The following is a 16500-nucleotide window of genomic DNA, read 5'->3' as shown; positions in this document are numbered from 1 at the left end:
AATAAAATTTAATGATTATAACAAAAAACTGGGGCATAAATCGAATGGATTTAAGGCCCCAATGTTAAATTTATATTAATCTTCGTCCATTTTAAGCACTGCTAAGAAAGCATCTTGAGGAATTTCTACGTTCCCTACCGCTTTCATTTTTGCTTTACCGGCTTTTTGTTTTTCTAATAATTTTCTTTTACGGCTGATGTCGCCACCATAGCATTTCGACAATACATTTTTACCCATCGACTTAATGTTTGTACGCGCTATGATTTTTTGACCAACTGCTGCTTGAACAGGTACTTCAAATTGCTGTCTTGGTATTAGGGTTTTTAATTTTTCGACTAACGCCTTACCTCTTTCGTAAGCAAATTCTTTATGAACTATGAAGCTAAGTGCATCAACCTTCTCGCCATTTAACAATATGTCCATTTTGACTAAATCACTTTCTTTATTATCTATAAATTCATAATCAAATGAAGCATATCCTTTTGTATTTGATTTAAGTTGGTCAAAGAAATCAAATACGACTTCTGATAAGGGGATTTCATATATAATATTAACTCGAATATCATCTAAATATTCCATGTTAATGAATTGACCACGTTTACGTTGACATAGTTCCATAACAGCACCTACGTAATCATTTGGTACCATCATAGTCGCTCTTACAAACGGTTCATATATTGTATCAATTTGATCTCTTTCAGGCATATGCGCAGGATTATCAACAGAAATTTCATCGCCATTTTTCATGATACATTCATAAATCACTGACGGCGCTGTAGCAATAAGTTCTATCCCAAACTCACGTTCAATACGTTCTTGGATAATCTCCATATGTAACATACCTAAGAAGCCTGTTCTGTAACCAAATCCTAGCGCTTGAGATGATTCAGGCTCAAATTCCAATGAAGCATCATTTAATTGTAATTTTTCTAACGCTTCACGCAAGTCATTATAATCTTTATTATCTATTGGGAATAAACCACAAAAAACCATTGGGTTCATCTTTTTATAACCTTTTAAGGGTTCTGCGGCCGGACGTTGCACATGTGTAATCGTGTCCCCAACTCGAGAATCATCCACATTTTTAATATTGGCGATAACATACCCGACATCACCAACTGTTAAAGCATCTACAGGTAATTGTTTCGGTGTGTTGAAACCTACTTCAGTTACTTCAAAAGATTTTCCTGTAGCCATCATTTTTATTTGATCTCCGTTTTTCAATGTACCTTCAACAATTCTGATGGAAGATATAACACCTCTGTACGGATCATATTCAGAATCAAAAATTAGCGCTCTCAACGGTGCTTCCGGATCGCCTTCTGGTGGAGGAACTACTTCTACTATTTTTTCTAATATATCTTCAATACCAATATTCGATTTTGCACTTGCTAAGACAACATCGTCTTGATCGAGACCTATAACATCCTCTACCTCTTGTTTCACACGTTCAGGTTCTGCTGCTGGTAAATCGATTTTATTTACAACTGGTAATAATTCCAAATCATTATCTAATGCTAAATAAACATTAGCTAATGTTTGAGCTTCTATACCTTGAGCAGCATCTACAATTAAAATTGCACCTTCACAGGCTGCTAACGATCTAGAAACTTCATAGGTAAAATCTACGTGTCCAGGTGTATCAATTAAATGAAATGTATATGTTTCCCCGTCTTTTGCATCATATTTTAAACGCACAGCATTTAACTTAATTGTTATACCTCGTTCTCTTTCTAAATCCATGGAATCTAATAACTGTGATTGCATTTCACGTGATTCGACGGATTTAGTGTTTTCTAAAATTCTATCAGCTAACGTGGATTTACCATGGTCAATATGTGCGATAATAGAAAAATTTCTTATATTTTCACGCTTACTTAAACGATTTTCTTTATCCATGTATTATCATTCTCACTTTCATAATTCTAGCCCGTAAATATGTATGACATTCTTTGATATAATAACGTTTTTGTTTACTAATTGCAAACTTGTGATAACCAAGTGTAATATTTAAATTAAAGTGTTTAAATTCAACTTCCAAACAAATTTAAAAGTTGAATTTGTTCTATTATAAATATTATTGTAACATTTATCGCGTGTTTACGCGCCTTATTATAAATAAATGATTGCAGAAAGTTGCTTGTTTTGATAAAATATTTCTTGTTGTAATCAAATTATTTTTGATAGCGAAGATCACACTTTTAGGAGGTGACAGACATGCCAAACATTAAATCTGCAATCAAACGTGTTAATTCAACTCGTGTAACTGAGGAACGTAATATTTCACAAAAAAATGCAATGCGTACAGCTGTTAAGAGAGCTCATTCAGCAATCGAAGCAAATGCTGATGACAAATCTCAATTAGTAAGCTTTGCATTGAAAAAAGTAGATAAAGCTTCTCAACGCAACTTAATACATTCTAACAAAGCTGCTAGAATTAAATCTTCTTTAATGACAGCTGCTAAATAATTAAAAGTTCAAGCATTAGCTTGAACTTTTTTATGAATAAAAGGCCGTAAAGATGATCCTAATCATCTTTTATGGTCTTTTATTTTAGTGGTTAATGCTTAAAATGATTCAAAAACAGCAATTATCGGTGTTAGAGCGATAAAATAAATAACTCAAGGATTAATTGTTTATCCATATAGGAAGACTTTAATTTATAATCAGTCTCTGCACAATTATCAATGATGTTCAACAAACTTTCTAATTGGTAATGCCTTGCTTGATTTAAAGCTAATTTGACTCTATAAGGATGAACATTTATCGTTTTAGCTATTTGTTGGCCGCTGTACCCCTTTTGTCCTAATATTTTGCTTTGATAAAACAGACGGTAATTACTCGTCACTAATGCTAACAATTTGATAGGTTCCTCTTTCATCGCTGTTAAGTCTTTAACTAATTGAATCGCTTCGGTCTTTTTATTTTTTTGAATATATTCGGTTAATAAAAAAACATTTTGTTCTAAACTTCTATTAACGATTTGATGCACATCTTGTTTGTTAATTGTAGTTCTCTCACCTAAAAATAGTATTAATTTTTCAATTTCCTGTTTAATAACATTAAAATTTACACCGGTCAATTCTAGAATTAACTCAAGTGCGTCTTGTTTAATATCTTTATAATTTTCATGTAGTTGACTTTTTATCCAATTTTTCAATTCTTCTTCAGACATTTGCTCTATCTTTATAATTTGAGCATGTTTTTTCAAAGATTTAACTACTTTTTTTCTTTCATCTAATTTAGCATGATTCACTTCAAATATAATTAAGGTCTCACCATCATATTTTTCTATAAATTTCATAAGTTGGTCGATATTATGATTAAGTTCTTTAGGTGCTTTCTCGCCAGTAAATACATACGCATTTTGTACCAGAACCACTTTTTTATCAGAAAAGAAAGGCATAGTAAGCGATTCTTCAATTATTGGAGCTAAATCACTTTCATATAAATTATATTTTATGAAATTAAAGTCGTCTTTTGGCGCATCTAAATATTTATCAATCATTTCGGAAGCTTTTTTTTCAATAAGTTCAGGCACTTCTCCGTATATTGTTATTATATTATTACTCATTCTTAGCACCCTTTCATTACTATTGCACATTTCATAATTATAACATGTCTAATATTTTCTAACTAATTTAATCTGTATGAGTTTGTAATAAAATATTATCTCTAAACAAAATACTGACTTCACCATCTGTATGAGTTTGTAATATTTTAGCTCCTAAAGATTGTAACTTGTTAATAACCAGTTTATTAGGTAAGCCATACCTATTGTTGTTTCCCACTGATATCAGAGCTATTTTCGGTTTAGTAGCTTGAAGAAGTGCCTCGCTCGTACTCGTTTTACTACCATGATGACCTACCTTTAAAACATCCACATTATATAAATTATATTTTTGCATTAATATAGATTCATTGTTCATAGTTGCGTCGCCCATTAATAATATTTTGTATTTTCTGTATTGTATCAGTATAATAATCGATTGCTCATTTAAATTATCTGAATTGAGAATCGTAGCATCTAAAAGATTAATATGAGCTTTGTCCATTAAAAATCGCGGTTTATTTTTAAAATCTAAAAGTTTTACATTATACTTTTGTGAAGTTTCTCTCAAATGATTTAATTCCTCTGGTTTAAAGCTTTTTTGATTAATAATGATATTTTCAATAGGTTGTTTTTGAATTAAATATTCTAACTCACCCATATGGTCTATGTGAGGGTGTGTAATTACCACGTAATCAATCTTTTTGATATTATGGCGTTTTAAAGTTGGGAGTATATGATATTTAGAAATATTATGATTGGGCGTTGTTTGTTTTGAATTGAATTGCCCTCCAGTATCAATTAATAATACCTCGTGTTTTTGTGTTTCAAATAAAAAAGCATCACCCTGTCCTACATTTAGCATAGTTAATTGATAGTCCTTAGATTGAGGTATTACAGTAGAAAAAATGTATAAAATAACCAGGGCAAAGATAAACATTTTAAAATGTTTATTTACTAATAGCAATAAATTAACAAATAAAATAATACATATGCCAGTTATTTGTAGATCGTTCAATACAGGGATATACCATTTAAAACTATTGATTTTTTCGAAATTTTCTACAAACTTATCATGTATAAATACGACATTATTATATAGTATGGATAACATGCTTATTTTAAAAGGAAAATGGATAAAACAAGTAAGAATAATGACTAGTGGAAATAATATAAATGAATAAAAAGGCACAAAAAATAAATTTGATATTAAGCCAATCCATTGAATTTGGTGAAAATGAATCGCACTTATAATAAATGAACCTAATTGAGCAATCAAGGTGATATAAATAAGTGATTTAAATGGTGACACGTTTGTTAGTAAAGGACTAGAAAAAAGTATAAAAAAAGTAATTAAAAAAGAAAATTGAAATCCAATATGGTAGATTAGCGAAGGGTTTATTAAAGTTAAAACGATAAATAGACCACCTAGCACATCCATAGCATTTTTCATAATATATTTCGGAAATATTAATATAATCAAGCTCATTGAGACAGCTCTAATAGCACTTGGTGACATATTTGTATAAAAACAGTAAACAGGTAATAAAAACAATAATATCATTTTGATGAATAATAACGGGCATTTGAATAAATTACACATATAAAATACAATTCCTATAATGATAGCAATATGTGTACCACTGATAGCTAATAAATGATATATACCGATATCTTTAATTTTTTCTATTTCATCTTTTTCCATTTGTGCCGTATTACCTGTTATAAATGCTATTGCTTTCTCAGGTGAATTGATATCCCATTGCCGTAACTTTTTATAGATAAATGCTTTATGCCTATGTAATAAATCGATTAATGTGCTAGAGTAGCTTTTACAACTTGAAAACTCTATATTTTGAATAAAAAAGGTAAGATTACTTTTGAAATTAGGGTTAACAGCTTTAAATTGGCCATTCACATTACAACTTTTTTGCCATAAAAAATTTGATATAGCCTTTGTTTCAACATTTTCTGGATGATAAATATATTTATAAAACGTTTTATTTATCATTATTTCTCCTTTAATACGATGATGTTCCAAAAAAGGGTGACTCATAAATTTCGCTTCTACTTGAAAATTTTTATTTATCATTGAATAACGATTTTTAATCGTCGAATCCAAATCTTTTTGAAACACCATAAAGCTAATTAAAGGGATTATAATAATAATAAAATATTGAAAATAACTAAAACGTTTACGCATCATTATAACGATTAATCCTATTAATATAATGAGTGATAAAGTTTTAGTATACAAAACCAAGATACCAGCTAAAAAAGCTAATGCATAGTAAATCAAATTTACTTATTGATTAAGTATTGCGCTACGTGTTTCGGGTTAAAAGGGATTTTTTTATATACAATACCTGACTGATCTAACAATTCTAAAGCATAGTGGTGGTTATGATAATCTTCTGCATAATAAATATTTTTAATACCCGCTTGAATGATCGATTTTGTACAGTTTAAACAAGGAAAATGAGTTACATAAATCGTAGCACCCTCGGTTGACACACCTTGTTTCGCGCATTGTAGCAATGCATTCATCTCTGCATGTATCGTGCGAATACAATGTCCATCTTCTAACAGACATCCTTCATCGATACAATGCACTTCTCCTGATACCGAACCATTATAGCCTCCGGCAATTATTCTGTTATCTTTGACGATAGTGGCGCCTACTGACAATCTTTCACAAGTAGAACGTAACGCTAGTAAATGACTTTGAGCCATAAAATATTCTTCCCATTTGATTCGTTCCATGATGTTAAACCTCCAATAGTATGTCATTTTTATTGTGAATAATTCTAGATTAATTGGCTTTTCTTAATAATGCAACAATATTTTAGATTGATAAATAAGAACTTAATTTTTCAACTGTCTTAGCACCAATTCCATTAATTTCTTTCAATTGGTCTAAAGATTTGAAATCGCCGTTTTGCTCCCTATATTCAATAATAGATTTAGCTTTCGTTTGCCCTATTCCAGGAATAGAAATAAGTTGACTTTCTGTTGCAGTATTGATGTTGATTGCTGCATCATTGCTATTTTTACTTGCTTCTACTAAATGCGTTGCATAATTCACGTTATGACTGGTTTTTTTGTCATTCTGTGTATTTAAATCCTCCCCTTTTTCAGGAATGTATACCATTTTTTGATCTACTAATTTTTCTGATAAATTAATATTTGATAGATCTGCATTAACTGAGACAACTGCTTTATCCAATAACTGTTTCATACGATCATCGCTTGCCATTTTGTAAATATTAGGATGTTTCACTGCACCTTTAATATCTACGTAAATGGTGGCATGCTTTGTATTATTTTGTCTTTGGTTTGTCTTATTATTTAATGAAGTTCCATTATCCTCCTTTAATAAAGATGGCATATGTGTGTTTGTTCCAATTAATTTGTTTTCATCAGTTTGTTTAAATTCATTTTCGTTACTATGCGCGTTAAATATAAGAAACAATATTGAAACAATTAGCAAAACTGAAATCGCACTCACTATGATTAAAGCTCGATATTTGTGGCAAATGTCTTTGATTAATTCCCATTGATGTAACAAAAAATCACTCCTTTATACTATACACGCATAAGGGAGTGATTTTACTCTTTATTTTTTTGCGATGAAAAACAAACGTTCCCCATCTTTATCATGATTATCTATTTCAAAATCAACAAAAGTTGTTATATTTTTAAAACCACAAGCTTCAAGCATGCTTGTGTAAATTTCTTCTGTATACGTTCTTTGATAATGTGATTCATCAAATCTGATATATTGATTTTCACCCTTTTTTATAAAAAAAGTCATGTCATGCCATACGCTTAAAGGGGCTTCGCCTCGAACAGCTTCCCAACCTAAAAATACATTTTCAGTTTCATCAATATAACTTTCATTATTGAATAGCGTTGTCATTTTGTGTTCTGTGTGAACATCAAACATAAACACGCCACTATCCGTTTCTAAATGATTATACACTTGATGGAACGTCGCCGTTACATCTTCTTTTTCGGGTAAATAATTTAAAGAATCGCAAAAAATGGTAATCACATCGAATTGTCGATTAAGTTCGAATTCAGTCATATCTCCTTCTATCCAGTTCACTTTATTGGATTTTTGCATTGCTATAGAAAGCATATCAACGCTTAAATCCATCCCAGTTATATGATCAAATCCGTCTAATTTTGAAGTGAAACTGCCTGTCCCACAACCAATATCTAAGATAGATGTTTTGTTATTGGCAAAATAATCTACAAGATTAAGCCAAGATTCGTAAGGCTGGTCTAAAGTCAATTGATCGTAGTAAAAGCTCATTTCTTCATATTGAACCATTATTAATAAACTGCCTGTCCATAAGATGCTAAAGGCGCATCTCGATATAATTTTTCAAGATTGTAATAATCACGTTCATCTTTATGGAAGACGTGAACAACAACATTAGCTAAGTCAATTAAAATCCATCTTGCCTCGTTAAAACCTTCCATTCGTTTAACTTCAATTTCAGCTTCATTTGCAGCGTCTTTAACTGCACGTGCAATGGATTGAACTTGTCTTTCATTGTTACCATGACAAACTATAAAATAATCTGTCATATCACTGATACCTTGCATATTTAAAGAAATAATATCTTCTGCCTTTTTATCTTCAGTTGCTTTGACAGCTATGTTTAATAATTGATCTGAATTCATTTAATCATCCTTTACTCTTTCGTCACTATAATTGTAATAATTCAAGCAAGCAATCGTGGCATTATAAACGGTAATATCTTTTGTGATTAAATATAAAACAGTTCGCTTAGAAATTTCATAAATTGTATTATCTAAGCTACCTTGATTGTATGCTAAATCTCTAATTTCTTCAACGCCTGGGGTCTGACGACCAGGTTCTATATAATCTGCAATAAAAACTAATTTTTCAGTTTTGGACATTTGAGCACGTCCAGTTGTATGATTTTTGATAGCCAATAAGACTTCTTCATCAGTCACGCCAAATTGATTTTCCATTATAACTGCACAAACAGGACCATGTAAAATTTCCGAACCATAACTGAGTAAATCACTATCTAAATCATATTGTCTAACCATTTGATACATTGAGCCTAAATCATCATACTTACTGTAATCATGTAAAATGCCAGCAAGTTCTGCTTTATCTTTATCACCATCATATATTTCAGCTAATTTCACAGCTGTTTCTGCTACTCTAAGTGAGTGATTAAATCTTTTCTCAGGTAATTTTGCTTTCACTAAGGAGACGGCTTCATCCGTTTTCATATAATCCTTCCTCTCTGATATATTTTTCTACACTTTGAGAAACAAGCATTTGAATATTATTATTTTGTTTCACTCTATTCCTTATAAGCGTGGAACTAATATCTACACGTGGTATATTGATTGCTAACATGTTCGATGTTACTTCTTGATTTGATTTTTCTCTGTTAACAATTACAAACGTGACGATTGATTTCAATGCTTCAATTTTATACCACTTTTCTAATTGATTATACTGATCAGTGCCTATGACAAAATACAATTTAGCATTCGGATGCTTATCTAGGATATGTTTTATCGTATGATACGTATAACTTTGACCTTTGCGTTCTATTTCATCTAAACAAATTGATCCAAACCCCAATTCATTAATCGCACATTGAATCATATCTATCCTATATCTCGCGTCTAAATAATCTGTATGCGCTTTTAGTGGCGACATATAACTTGGTATAAAATAAAATATATCTGGTTGAATAACATGATTCACTTCACTAGCAACAACCATGTGAGCTGTATGAATCGGGTTAAACTGCCCACCATATAAAACAATAGATTGCGCCATTAAGGTAATTGAATCTGTTTGTTATCTTGTGATTCTTTATACAACACAATCATAGACCCGATTACTTGAACAATTTCACTATGCGTTGCATCGCTTAATGACTGTGCTAAGTCATTTTTGTCTTCAAAATTATTTTGCAAAACATGTATCTTTATTAATTCTCTATTTTCTAAAATATCTTTTAATTGATCTATCATGTTATCTCCAAGACCAGCTTTTCCGATTTGGAAAGTTGGATCTATATTATGTGCTTTGCTTCTTAAAAACCTTTTTTGTTTACCTGTTAACATAAAATACTCCTTTATAAATATTCTAAAACTGTTTGTTTCATAATTTGTATATTTGGTTCAGTGGCCGTCCATATTTTAAAGCTTTCGGCTCCTTGATAAATAAACATGTCTAAGCCATTATAGACCGGATTACCTTGCGCTTCAGCTTGTTGTAAAATGGGTGTCTTAAATGGGACATACACAATGTCACTTATTAATGTATCAGGTTCTAAATTTTTTAAACTAATTGGAATTTCTTGATTTGTATTCATACCAGCAGGCGTCGTATTAATAATAATATCAAATTCTGATAATGCCACTTCAGCTTCTGATAAATGAACTTTATTAACATTTAAATTCCACTGTTCAAATCTATTCATCGATCTATTCGCTATAGTAAGTTTAGGCTTTACATACTTAGTTAATTCATTAGCAATACCTTTACTTGCTCCGCCTGCTCCCAAGATTAGTATATATGCATTGTTTAAATCTGGATAAACTTGCTGTAACCCTTTGACATAGCCAATGCCATCTGTATTATAGCCAATCCATTTACCATTTCTAATTTTAACTGTATTAACGGCGCCAACAGTTTCAGACTGTTCGTCAATTTCATCTAGGAAAGGTATAATACGCTCTTTATGAGGAATGGTAACATTAAAACCAGATAAATCTTTTTCTGAAGTAATTTCCTTTATAAGATGGAAATCTTTTTCAGAGATATTAATAGCTTCGTACGTTGCATGGTAATCTAATGCTTTAAAATTAGCGTTATGCATTGCAGGCGATAACGAATGATCAATAGGGTTGCCAATTACTGCAAATTTCATATTTAACACACCTTACATAATTGAATTTCTTAAAATAACATCAACATTTTTAGGCACTCGAACAATCACTTTTGCACCTGCATCTATTGTGATGAAACCTAAACCAGAAATCATGACATCTCTTTTTTCTTTACCTGTTTCTAATCTTACGGCTTTAACATCTTTTAAGTCAAAGTTCTCAGGATTATGAGGTGGCGCTAAGAGCGAGCCTAATTGATTGCGCCATAGTTCATTAGCGTTTTCTGTTTTAGTTCTGTGAATGTTTAATTCATTTGAAAAATAACAAATTAATGGACGTTTCCCTCCACTTATATAATCAATACGTGCAAGACCACCAAAAAATAAAGTTTGCCCTTCGTTAAGTTGGTAAATTCGTTGCTTAATCTCTTTTTTAGGTATGACAACTTTAAGTTCATCTTCTGAAACTAAATGCGTCATTTGGTGATCTTGGATTACACCTGGTGTATCATACATGAAAGTTGTTTCATCTAATGGTATGTCAATCATATCTAACGTTGTACCAGGAAACCTTGATGTCGTAACAACATCCTTTTCTCCTACACTACGTTCTATTAATTTATTAATTAAAGTCGATTTCCCTACATTTGTCGTGCCTACAATATATACATCTTCATGGTTTCGAATGCGATCAATAGACTCTAATAAATTTTCAATGCCTTCATTTTTTTCTGCAGATATGAGCACTACGTCTTCGGCTTCAAGTCCATATTTTTTCGCCGTTCTTTTTAACCATTCTTTTACACGACGTTTATTGATTTGTTTTGGTAATAAATCTATTTTGTTAGCTACTAAAATAATTTTTTTATTTCCAACGATTCGTTTTATAGCATTAATAAAAGAGCCCTCAAAGTCAAAAACATCTACGACATTTACGATTATGCCTTTTTTCTCACTTAATCCATTCAGTAGATTTAAAAAATCTTCACTATCTAATCCGACATCTTGAACTTCGTTATAATTTTTCAACCTAAAACACCGTTTACATATTACATCTTCACGAAACAAATTGTGTTCCGGCACATAACCTGGCGCGTCTGAATCTTCAGATTGTAATGGCGCACCGCAACCAATACATTTTAATAATTCCGTCTCACTCAATCAGTTTTCCTCCCACTTGATATAGCCTTTTTTTCTAAAGTGCTGTAATAAACGTCGCTCTATTAGTCGATTAAATTTAGTTATAAAACCATCTGTTTGCTTAACAGGCACCACCATAATTGTAAACAGACCACGTCGATTGCCACCAAACACATCCGTTAACATTTGGTCTCCTATGACTACAACTTCAGATGGTTTTAAATCCATAGAGGTCATCGCACGATTAAATGCACGGCCTCTTGGTTTTTTTGCTTTAAATATATAATCGACTTTTAAAGATTTTGAAAAACTGCCAACTCTTTTTTCACTGTTATTAGAAACAATTGTAATGGTAATACCTCTTTGTTTCGCTTCTTCAAACCAGTTTTTAACTGCTTCTGTCGGGTCAGCAACGTCCCACCCAACAAGTGTATTATCTAAATCAGTTACTATACCTTTTACACCAGATTCTGCAAGTTTATCTATGTCTATTTGAAAAATAGATTGCACGTATTCGTTTGGCATAAAATATTTCTTTATCATACCCATTATCTATTCACCTTTTTATATCATTTTAATTAACGCTTCTACGGTTTTACTAGATGATTTCGCAGCTTTGTCTAAAAATTCATCAAATGTAATACCAGCATCTCCATCTGCTAAATCTGATATGGCACGTGTGATAATAAATGGTAAATTGAATTGATAGCATGTTTGTGCGATTGCCGTTGCTTCCATCTCGGCAGCCATTGCTTGAGGGAAGTTTGTCTTAATTTCCATTCGTTGACGACTCGTTCCAATAAAGCTATCACCACTTACGATAAGACCTGTTTTAGCTATCAATTGTTGATCAGTTATCACTTGTGTTGCTTTATGAACTAATGATTTATCCGCTATAAATTGTGCTGGCATTTGAGGAATTTGCCCTAACTGATATCCAAATGCTCTAGCATCAGCGTCATGATAAGCAACCATATCACTTACAATGACATCACCTATATTTAATGACTTATCTAAAGCACCTGCTGACCCCGTATTTATAATCAATCGCGGTCTGAATTTTTCAATTAATAATGTTGTTGAAATGGCTACATTAACTTTACCGATTCCACTTTGAGTTAAAACAACTTCTTTATCATTTAAATAGCCTTTATAAAAATAAACATGTGCAATATTAATTTCTTCTAAATTTACGAGTTTATCTTTAAGGATTGCTACTTCCTCTTCCATAGCACCTATAATACCTATCATTATAATTCACCTCATTTTAAAATCCTAACCTTAGTTATTCTACCACATTTAAAGCGATACCTCGACGATTGAATAATAATTATACTAAAATATTAAACCAATTTTCAGATTTATACAGAGGCATTTTAATATTTTAACTCCTCATTACGCTTCGTATGTTTAATGCTTTTTCCTCGACACTTATTTAAGTGAAGCTAGTAAAGTAAATTTTTGTATTAAACAAATAAACATTCTCAAGTCCATTAATGTTTAGATTAAGAACTAGAGAATGTTTATACAGTAACTATTATAATTTTTAACTGCCCATTAATTGTGTTAAACCTTGTAACGAATAAACGCCTGTAACAACAGTGACTATAACAGCTAAAATACCAAACCAGAGCATCCAGGTGGGGTGATGGTAATCTCCAACGATTGATTTTCGTTTACTAGCAATTAGTATGGTAGTTAATATTATTGGTAATATTAAACCATTTAAAGCACCAGCAACAATCAATAGTGTAACTGGTTTACCTAAGAATAAGAAAACCAATGTGGATACAACGATAAATGTAATTACTATTATATTTATTTTATTGTAAATAGATTTATGCATCGTCTTTAAAAATGTTGCGCTTGTATAAGCGGATCCAATCACAGAAGACATCGCTGCCGCAAATAATACAATGCCGAATATGTTTTTACCTATCGGCCCGAGCACATGTTCAAATACAGATGCTGGTGGGTTTGTAGAATTTAAAGTTACCCCTGTTACAACTACTCCAAGTACAGCTAGAAATAATAATGCTCTTAGCACGCCAGTTGTTAATATCCCCGAAATAGCTGCTTTGTTTACAAACGGTAAGTAATGTTTACCTTTTATGCCTGAATCTAAAATTCTATGTGCGCCAGCAAATGTAATATAACCACCTACAGTTCCACCAACCAATGTAATAATTGGTAAAACAAGCGCTAATGGTTGCTCTGGCATCACCAGATGTTTAGCCGCTTCAGCATAAGGTGGATTTGCTTTAAACATAACAAATGCAACTACTACAATCGTAAGTATACCTAAAAACATAGTGACAACATCCATGATTTTTTGACCACTTTTACTTACAAAAATAAGTATGGCTAATACAGCTGTGATAGCTGCTCCTATTTTAACGTCTAAACCAAAAATGGCATTTAACCCTAATCCTGCACCAGCAATATTACCAATATTAAATGCAAGTCCACCAATGGCAATCAGCAATGAAATAAATGTGCCAAGCCCGTTAAATATTTCATTCGCTACTTCTTGACCACGTTTACCTGTAACTACCAATACTCTCCAAATATTAATTTGCGCCCCTATATCAATTAATATTGATAGTAAAATTGCAAAAGCAAAACTTGAAGTAAACTGAGCAGTAAATACTGCTGTTTGCGTTAAAAACGCAGGTCCTATTGCTGATGTTGCCATTAAAAATACAGAACCTAATAACAATCTTTTATGATTTTTTGTAAACTCAAAATCCTTTGATTCTGTTTTTAATTTATCTCCCATGTATTAGCCTCCCAGCTTTGTTATAGAAACGCCTTCTTTCGATAGTCTCTCTCTTATTTTTGTAACAAATTCTAATGCATGTTCACCATCTCCATGAACACAAATCGTATCTGCTTGAATATCTATTTCTTTGTTATTTTTAGTCATGACGCTTTGTGATTTCACCATTTTAATAACTTGTTCAATCGCTTCTTCTGTATCCGTAATGAGGGCATCATTTTCCTTTCTGCTCACTAATTGACCATCATCTTCATAACGTCTGTCAGCAAATACTTCTGAAGCGGTCGTTAATCCTATGGCCTGGGCTTCTGAAATAAGTAACGTATTGGATAATCCTACATAAATTAACGATTGATCAAAATCGTATACCGCTTGCGCAATAGCATGAGCAATTGATTTATTACGTGCCCCCATTTGGTAAAGTGCTCCATGTGGTTTTACGTGATTTATCTTAACCTCATGAATGTTACAAAAACCACTTAAAGCACCAAGCTGATAAATTACAATATCATAAATCTCATCAGGCGATAAATCCATGTTTCTGCGTCCAAATCCTTGTAAATCTGGCAGACCTGGATGTGCTCCTATACCAATCTCATTTGATTTAGCTAATTTTACAGTTTGATGCATGACATGTTGATCACCTGCATGAAACCCACAAGCAATATTAGCTGAGGTAATTAGCGGAATGATTTGCTCATCCCCGCCAAAAGAATAATTTCCAAAAGCTTCACCTAAATCACAGTTTAAATCGACTTTCATTATGATTCCTCCTTGATAATCTTATGTCTATCTAAGAATTTAATATCGACTTCATTAGCATCACCATCTGCGTATAGTGGATACGATAAAACAGCATATAAAAAGTCAGCTGTGGTTGTAAATCCATCTATAACCATTTCATCTAATGTAACTTTCAATTTTTTAATAGCTAATGCTCGATTTGATGCTTTCACAATCACTTTTGCCACTAGTGAATCGTAGTTTGGAGAAACAGTATAACCTTGATAAAGCAAACTATCAATACGAACATTAAATCCCTGTGGCAAATGTAGTGCTTTTACTTTTCCTGGAGAAGGTTGAAATTGTTTCTGAGGGTTTTCAGCATTGATTCTCGCTTCAATCACGTGACCATCAAATAAAATATCTTCTTGCGTAAATGGCAATGCACCATGCTTCATTAAATAAAGTTGTGCTTGTAATAAATCACGATTTGATCTCATTTCCGTAACAGTATGTTCTACTTGGATGCGTGCGTTCATTTCAATGAAATAATAAGCGTCATCTGTCACTAAATATTCGATTGTACCTGCACTTCTATAATTGGATGCTCTAGCTACTTTTACAGCATCATTACACATAGAAGCCCTCATTGCTTCAGATAACGCAGCACAAGGTGATTCCTCAATTAATTTTTGATTTTTGCGTTGTACTGAACAATCACGCTCTCCTAAATGTATGTAATTATCGTAGCCATCTCCAAGTACTTGAACTTCTACGTGTTTAGCTACAGGTATAAATGTTTCTACATACACACGATCATCATCAAAATATTTTTTACCTTCATTCTTTGCTTCTTTAAAAGCTTTTTCCAAATTTTCTTCAGTTTTAACAATTCTTATACCTTTTCCTCCACCACCGCTAGCAGCTTTTAACACAAGTGGATAACCAATATCATTTGCGATTTCTTTAACTGCTTCCACCGATTCTACAGCAGCTGTTGAACCTGGTATGATTGGCACGCCAGCCCGGTCTACTGTTTGCCGAGCTGTAATTTTATCTCCCATTAATTCCATGGTCGTATCAGTTGGCCCTATAAAATGAATATTGTTTTGTTCTACGTTTTTAGCAAAGGATGCACTTTCTGATAAAAACCCGTACCCTGGATGAATCGCATTCGCGCCAGTTATTTTGGCTGCGCTAATAATCCTCTCTTGATTTAAGTAACTATCTAATGGATTTGCATCACCAATGCAAACCGCTTGATCAGCTAAACTTACATGAAGACTTGATTCATCACCTAAAGCGTAAATTGCAACCGTTTCAATATCCATTTCTCTGCAGGCCCGAATGATTCTTACCGCAATTTCTCCTCTATTTGCAATTAAACAACGGTACAATACAAATACCCCCTA

Annotated in this window: 18 protein-coding genes; 1 reads left to right on the top strand and 17 read right to left on the bottom strand. The window is 32.2% G+C overall.

Annotated elements, in window-relative coordinates; all coding sequences use genetic code 11:
• Positions 1 to 75 precede the first annotated feature (75 nt).
• Entirely contained in the window at positions 76 to 1899 is a 1824-nt protein-coding gene (gene lepA / locus BJG89_RS06865; RefSeq protein WP_096809406.1) for a translation elongation factor 4, read from the bottom strand.
• 318 nt (positions 1900 to 2217) lie between these two features.
• Between lepA and rpsT the strand changes: the two genes are divergently transcribed.
• On the top strand, positions 2218 to 2469 hold the full coding sequence (gene rpsT / locus BJG89_RS06860; protein WP_096809402.1) for a 30S ribosomal protein S20: 252 nt from the start codon (positions 2218 to 2220) through the stop codon (positions 2467 to 2469).
• A gap of 130 nt (positions 2470 to 2599) precedes the next feature.
• Here rpsT and holA read toward each other — a convergent pair whose 3' ends face one another.
• The 16 genes from holA to BJG89_RS06780 all read right to left on the bottom strand — a co-directional run bounded on the left by holA (position 2600) and on the right by BJG89_RS06780 (position 16485).
• A complete protein-coding gene (gene holA / locus BJG89_RS06855) occupies positions 2600 to 3574 on the bottom strand; it encodes a DNA polymerase III subunit delta (protein ID WP_096809399.1) in 975 nt (324 codons plus the stop codon).
• A 67-nt stretch (positions 3575 to 3641) separates the two neighbouring features.
• The gene (locus tag BJG89_RS06850; RefSeq protein ID WP_232514219.1) at positions 3642 to 5756 is read right to left on the bottom strand and encodes a DNA internalization-related competence protein ComEC/Rec2; all 2115 of its coding nucleotides are present in this window, start codon (positions 5754 to 5756) and stop codon (positions 3642 to 3644) included.
• 95 nt (positions 5757 to 5851) lie between these two features.
• The gene (locus BJG89_RS06845) at positions 5852 to 6313 is read right to left on the bottom strand and encodes a ComE operon protein 2 (RefSeq protein ID WP_096809397.1); all 462 of its coding nucleotides are present in this window, start codon (positions 6311 to 6313) and stop codon (positions 5852 to 5854) included.
• 82 nt (positions 6314 to 6395) lie between these two features.
• A complete protein-coding gene (locus BJG89_RS06840; RefSeq protein ID WP_096809396.1) occupies positions 6396 to 7118 on the bottom strand; it encodes a helix-hairpin-helix domain-containing protein in 723 nt (240 codons plus the stop codon).
• A 48-nt stretch (positions 7119 to 7166) separates the two neighbouring features.
• Positions 7167 to 7886, bottom strand: coding sequence for a class I SAM-dependent DNA methyltransferase (locus tag BJG89_RS06835; RefSeq protein ID WP_096809393.1), 720 nt, complete (start codon positions 7884 to 7886; stop codon positions 7167 to 7169).
• 2 nt (positions 7887 to 7888) lie between these two features.
• On the bottom strand, positions 7889 to 8242 hold the full coding sequence (gene rsfS, locus BJG89_RS06830) for a ribosome silencing factor (RefSeq protein ID WP_096809391.1): 354 nt from the start codon (positions 8240 to 8242) through the stop codon (positions 7889 to 7891).
• Positions 8243 to 8827 carry a bis(5'-nucleosyl)-tetraphosphatase (symmetrical) YqeK gene (gene yqeK / locus BJG89_RS06825; RefSeq protein ID WP_096809390.1) on the bottom strand — a complete coding sequence of 195 codons (585 nt, stop codon included), beginning with the start codon at positions 8825 to 8827 and terminating at the stop codon, positions 8243 to 8245.
• Complete coding sequence (gene nadD / locus BJG89_RS06820) at positions 8814 to 9389, bottom strand: nicotinate (nicotinamide) nucleotide adenylyltransferase (RefSeq protein ID WP_096809388.1); 576 nt, start codon at positions 9387 to 9389, stop codon at positions 8814 to 8816. Before nadD ends, yqeK begins: the two co-directional genes overlap by 14 nt.
• Entirely contained in the window at positions 9389 to 9679 is a 291-nt protein-coding gene (gene yhbY / locus BJG89_RS06815) for a ribosome assembly RNA-binding protein YhbY (protein ID WP_096809386.1), read from the bottom strand. The genes nadD and yhbY overlap by 1 nt, the downstream gene beginning before the upstream one ends.
• An 11-nt stretch (positions 9680 to 9690) precedes the next feature.
• A complete protein-coding gene (aroE, locus tag BJG89_RS06810) occupies positions 9691 to 10488 on the bottom strand; it encodes a shikimate dehydrogenase (RefSeq protein ID WP_096809385.1) in 798 nt (265 codons plus the stop codon).
• Positions 10489 to 10500: 12 nt separating this feature from the next.
• A complete protein-coding gene (gene yqeH, locus BJG89_RS06805; protein ID WP_096809383.1) occupies positions 10501 to 11607 on the bottom strand; it encodes a ribosome biogenesis GTPase YqeH in 1107 nt (368 codons plus the stop codon).
• A complete protein-coding gene (locus tag BJG89_RS06800; RefSeq protein ID WP_096809382.1) occupies positions 11608 to 12135 on the bottom strand; it encodes a YqeG family HAD IIIA-type phosphatase in 528 nt (175 codons plus the stop codon).
• A gap of 15 nt (positions 12136 to 12150) precedes the next feature.
• A complete protein-coding gene (gene mtnN, locus BJG89_RS06795) occupies positions 12151 to 12837 on the bottom strand; it encodes a 5'-methylthioadenosine/S-adenosylhomocysteine nucleosidase (RefSeq protein ID WP_096809380.1) in 687 nt (228 codons plus the stop codon).
• 295 nt (positions 12838 to 13132) lie between these two features.
• Positions 13133 to 14365, bottom strand: coding sequence for an NRAMP family divalent metal transporter (locus tag BJG89_RS06790; protein WP_096809378.1), 1233 nt, complete (start codon positions 14363 to 14365; stop codon positions 13133 to 13135).
• Between the two features lie 3 nt (positions 14366 to 14368).
• Entirely contained in the window at positions 14369 to 15127 is a 759-nt protein-coding gene (pxpA, locus tag BJG89_RS06785) for a 5-oxoprolinase subunit PxpA (protein WP_096809376.1), read from the bottom strand.
• Positions 15127 to 16485 (bottom strand): acetyl-CoA carboxylase biotin carboxylase subunit, encoded by a 1359-nt coding sequence (locus BJG89_RS06780; protein ID WP_096809374.1) that lies wholly within the window; start codon positions 16483 to 16485, stop codon positions 15127 to 15129. Before BJG89_RS06780 ends, pxpA begins: the two co-directional genes overlap by 1 nt.
• Between the last annotated feature and the right edge of the window lie 15 nt (positions 16486 to 16500).

The sequence above is a fragment of the Staphylococcus nepalensis genome (assembly GCF_002442935.1).
GTDB classification, from domain to species: domain Bacteria; phylum Bacillota; class Bacilli; order Staphylococcales; family Staphylococcaceae; genus Staphylococcus; species Staphylococcus nepalensis.
Note: the sequence above shows the minus strand (reverse complement) of the source record. Positions and strands in the feature narration are given on the sequence as shown.

Bases quoted from the DNA above. Each gene is read 5' to 3' on its own strand.
- BJG89_RS06800 (WP_096809382.1), bottom strand. From the start codon at position 12,135: ATGGGTATGATAAAGAAATATTTTATGCCAAACGAATACGTGCAATCT.
- rsfS (WP_096809391.1), bottom strand. From the start codon at position 8,242: ATGAATTCAGATCAATTATTAAACATAGCTGTCAAAGCAACTGAAGAT.
- yhbY (WP_096809386.1), bottom strand. From the start codon at position 9,679: ATGTTAACAGGTAAACAAAAAAGGTTTTTAAGAAGCAAAGCACATAAT.
- BJG89_RS06835 (WP_096809393.1), bottom strand. From the start codon at position 7,886: ATGGTTCAATATGAAGAAATGAGCTTTTACTACGATCAATTGACTTTA.
- nadD (WP_096809388.1), bottom strand. From the start codon at position 9,389: ATGGCGCAATCTATTGTTTTATATGGTGGGCAGTTTAACCCGATTCAT.
- pxpA (WP_096809376.1), bottom strand. From the start codon at position 15,127: ATGAAAGTCGATTTAAACTGTGATTTAGGTGAAGCTTTTGGAAATTAT.
- lepA (WP_096809406.1), bottom strand. From the start codon at position 1,899: ATGGATAAAGAAAATCGTTTAAGTAAGCGTGAAAATATAAGAAATTTT.
- yqeK (WP_096809390.1), bottom strand. From the start codon at position 8,827: ATGAAAACGGATGAAGCCGTCTCCTTAGTGAAAGCAAAATTACCTGAG.
- BJG89_RS06850 (WP_232514219.1), bottom strand. From the start codon at position 5,756: ATGATGCGTAAACGTTTTAGTTATTTTCAATATTTTATTATTATTATA.
- aroE (WP_096809385.1), bottom strand. From the start codon at position 10,488: ATGAAATTTGCAGTAATTGGCAACCCTATTGATCATTCGTTATCGCCT.
- mtnN (WP_096809380.1), bottom strand. From the start codon at position 12,837: ATGATAGGTATTATAGGTGCTATGGAAGAGGAAGTAGCAATCCTTAAA.
- holA (WP_096809399.1), bottom strand. From the start codon at position 3,574: ATGAGTAATAATATAATAACAATATACGGAGAAGTGCCTGAACTTATT.
- rpsT (WP_096809402.1), top strand. From the start codon at position 2,218: ATGCCAAACATTAAATCTGCAATCAAACGTGTTAATTCAACTCGTGTA.
- BJG89_RS06845 (WP_096809397.1), bottom strand. From the start codon at position 6,313: ATGGAACGAATCAAATGGGAAGAATATTTTATGGCTCAAAGTCATTTA.
- BJG89_RS06790 (WP_096809378.1), bottom strand. From the start codon at position 14,365: ATGGGAGATAAATTAAAAACAGAATCAAAGGATTTTGAGTTTACAAAA.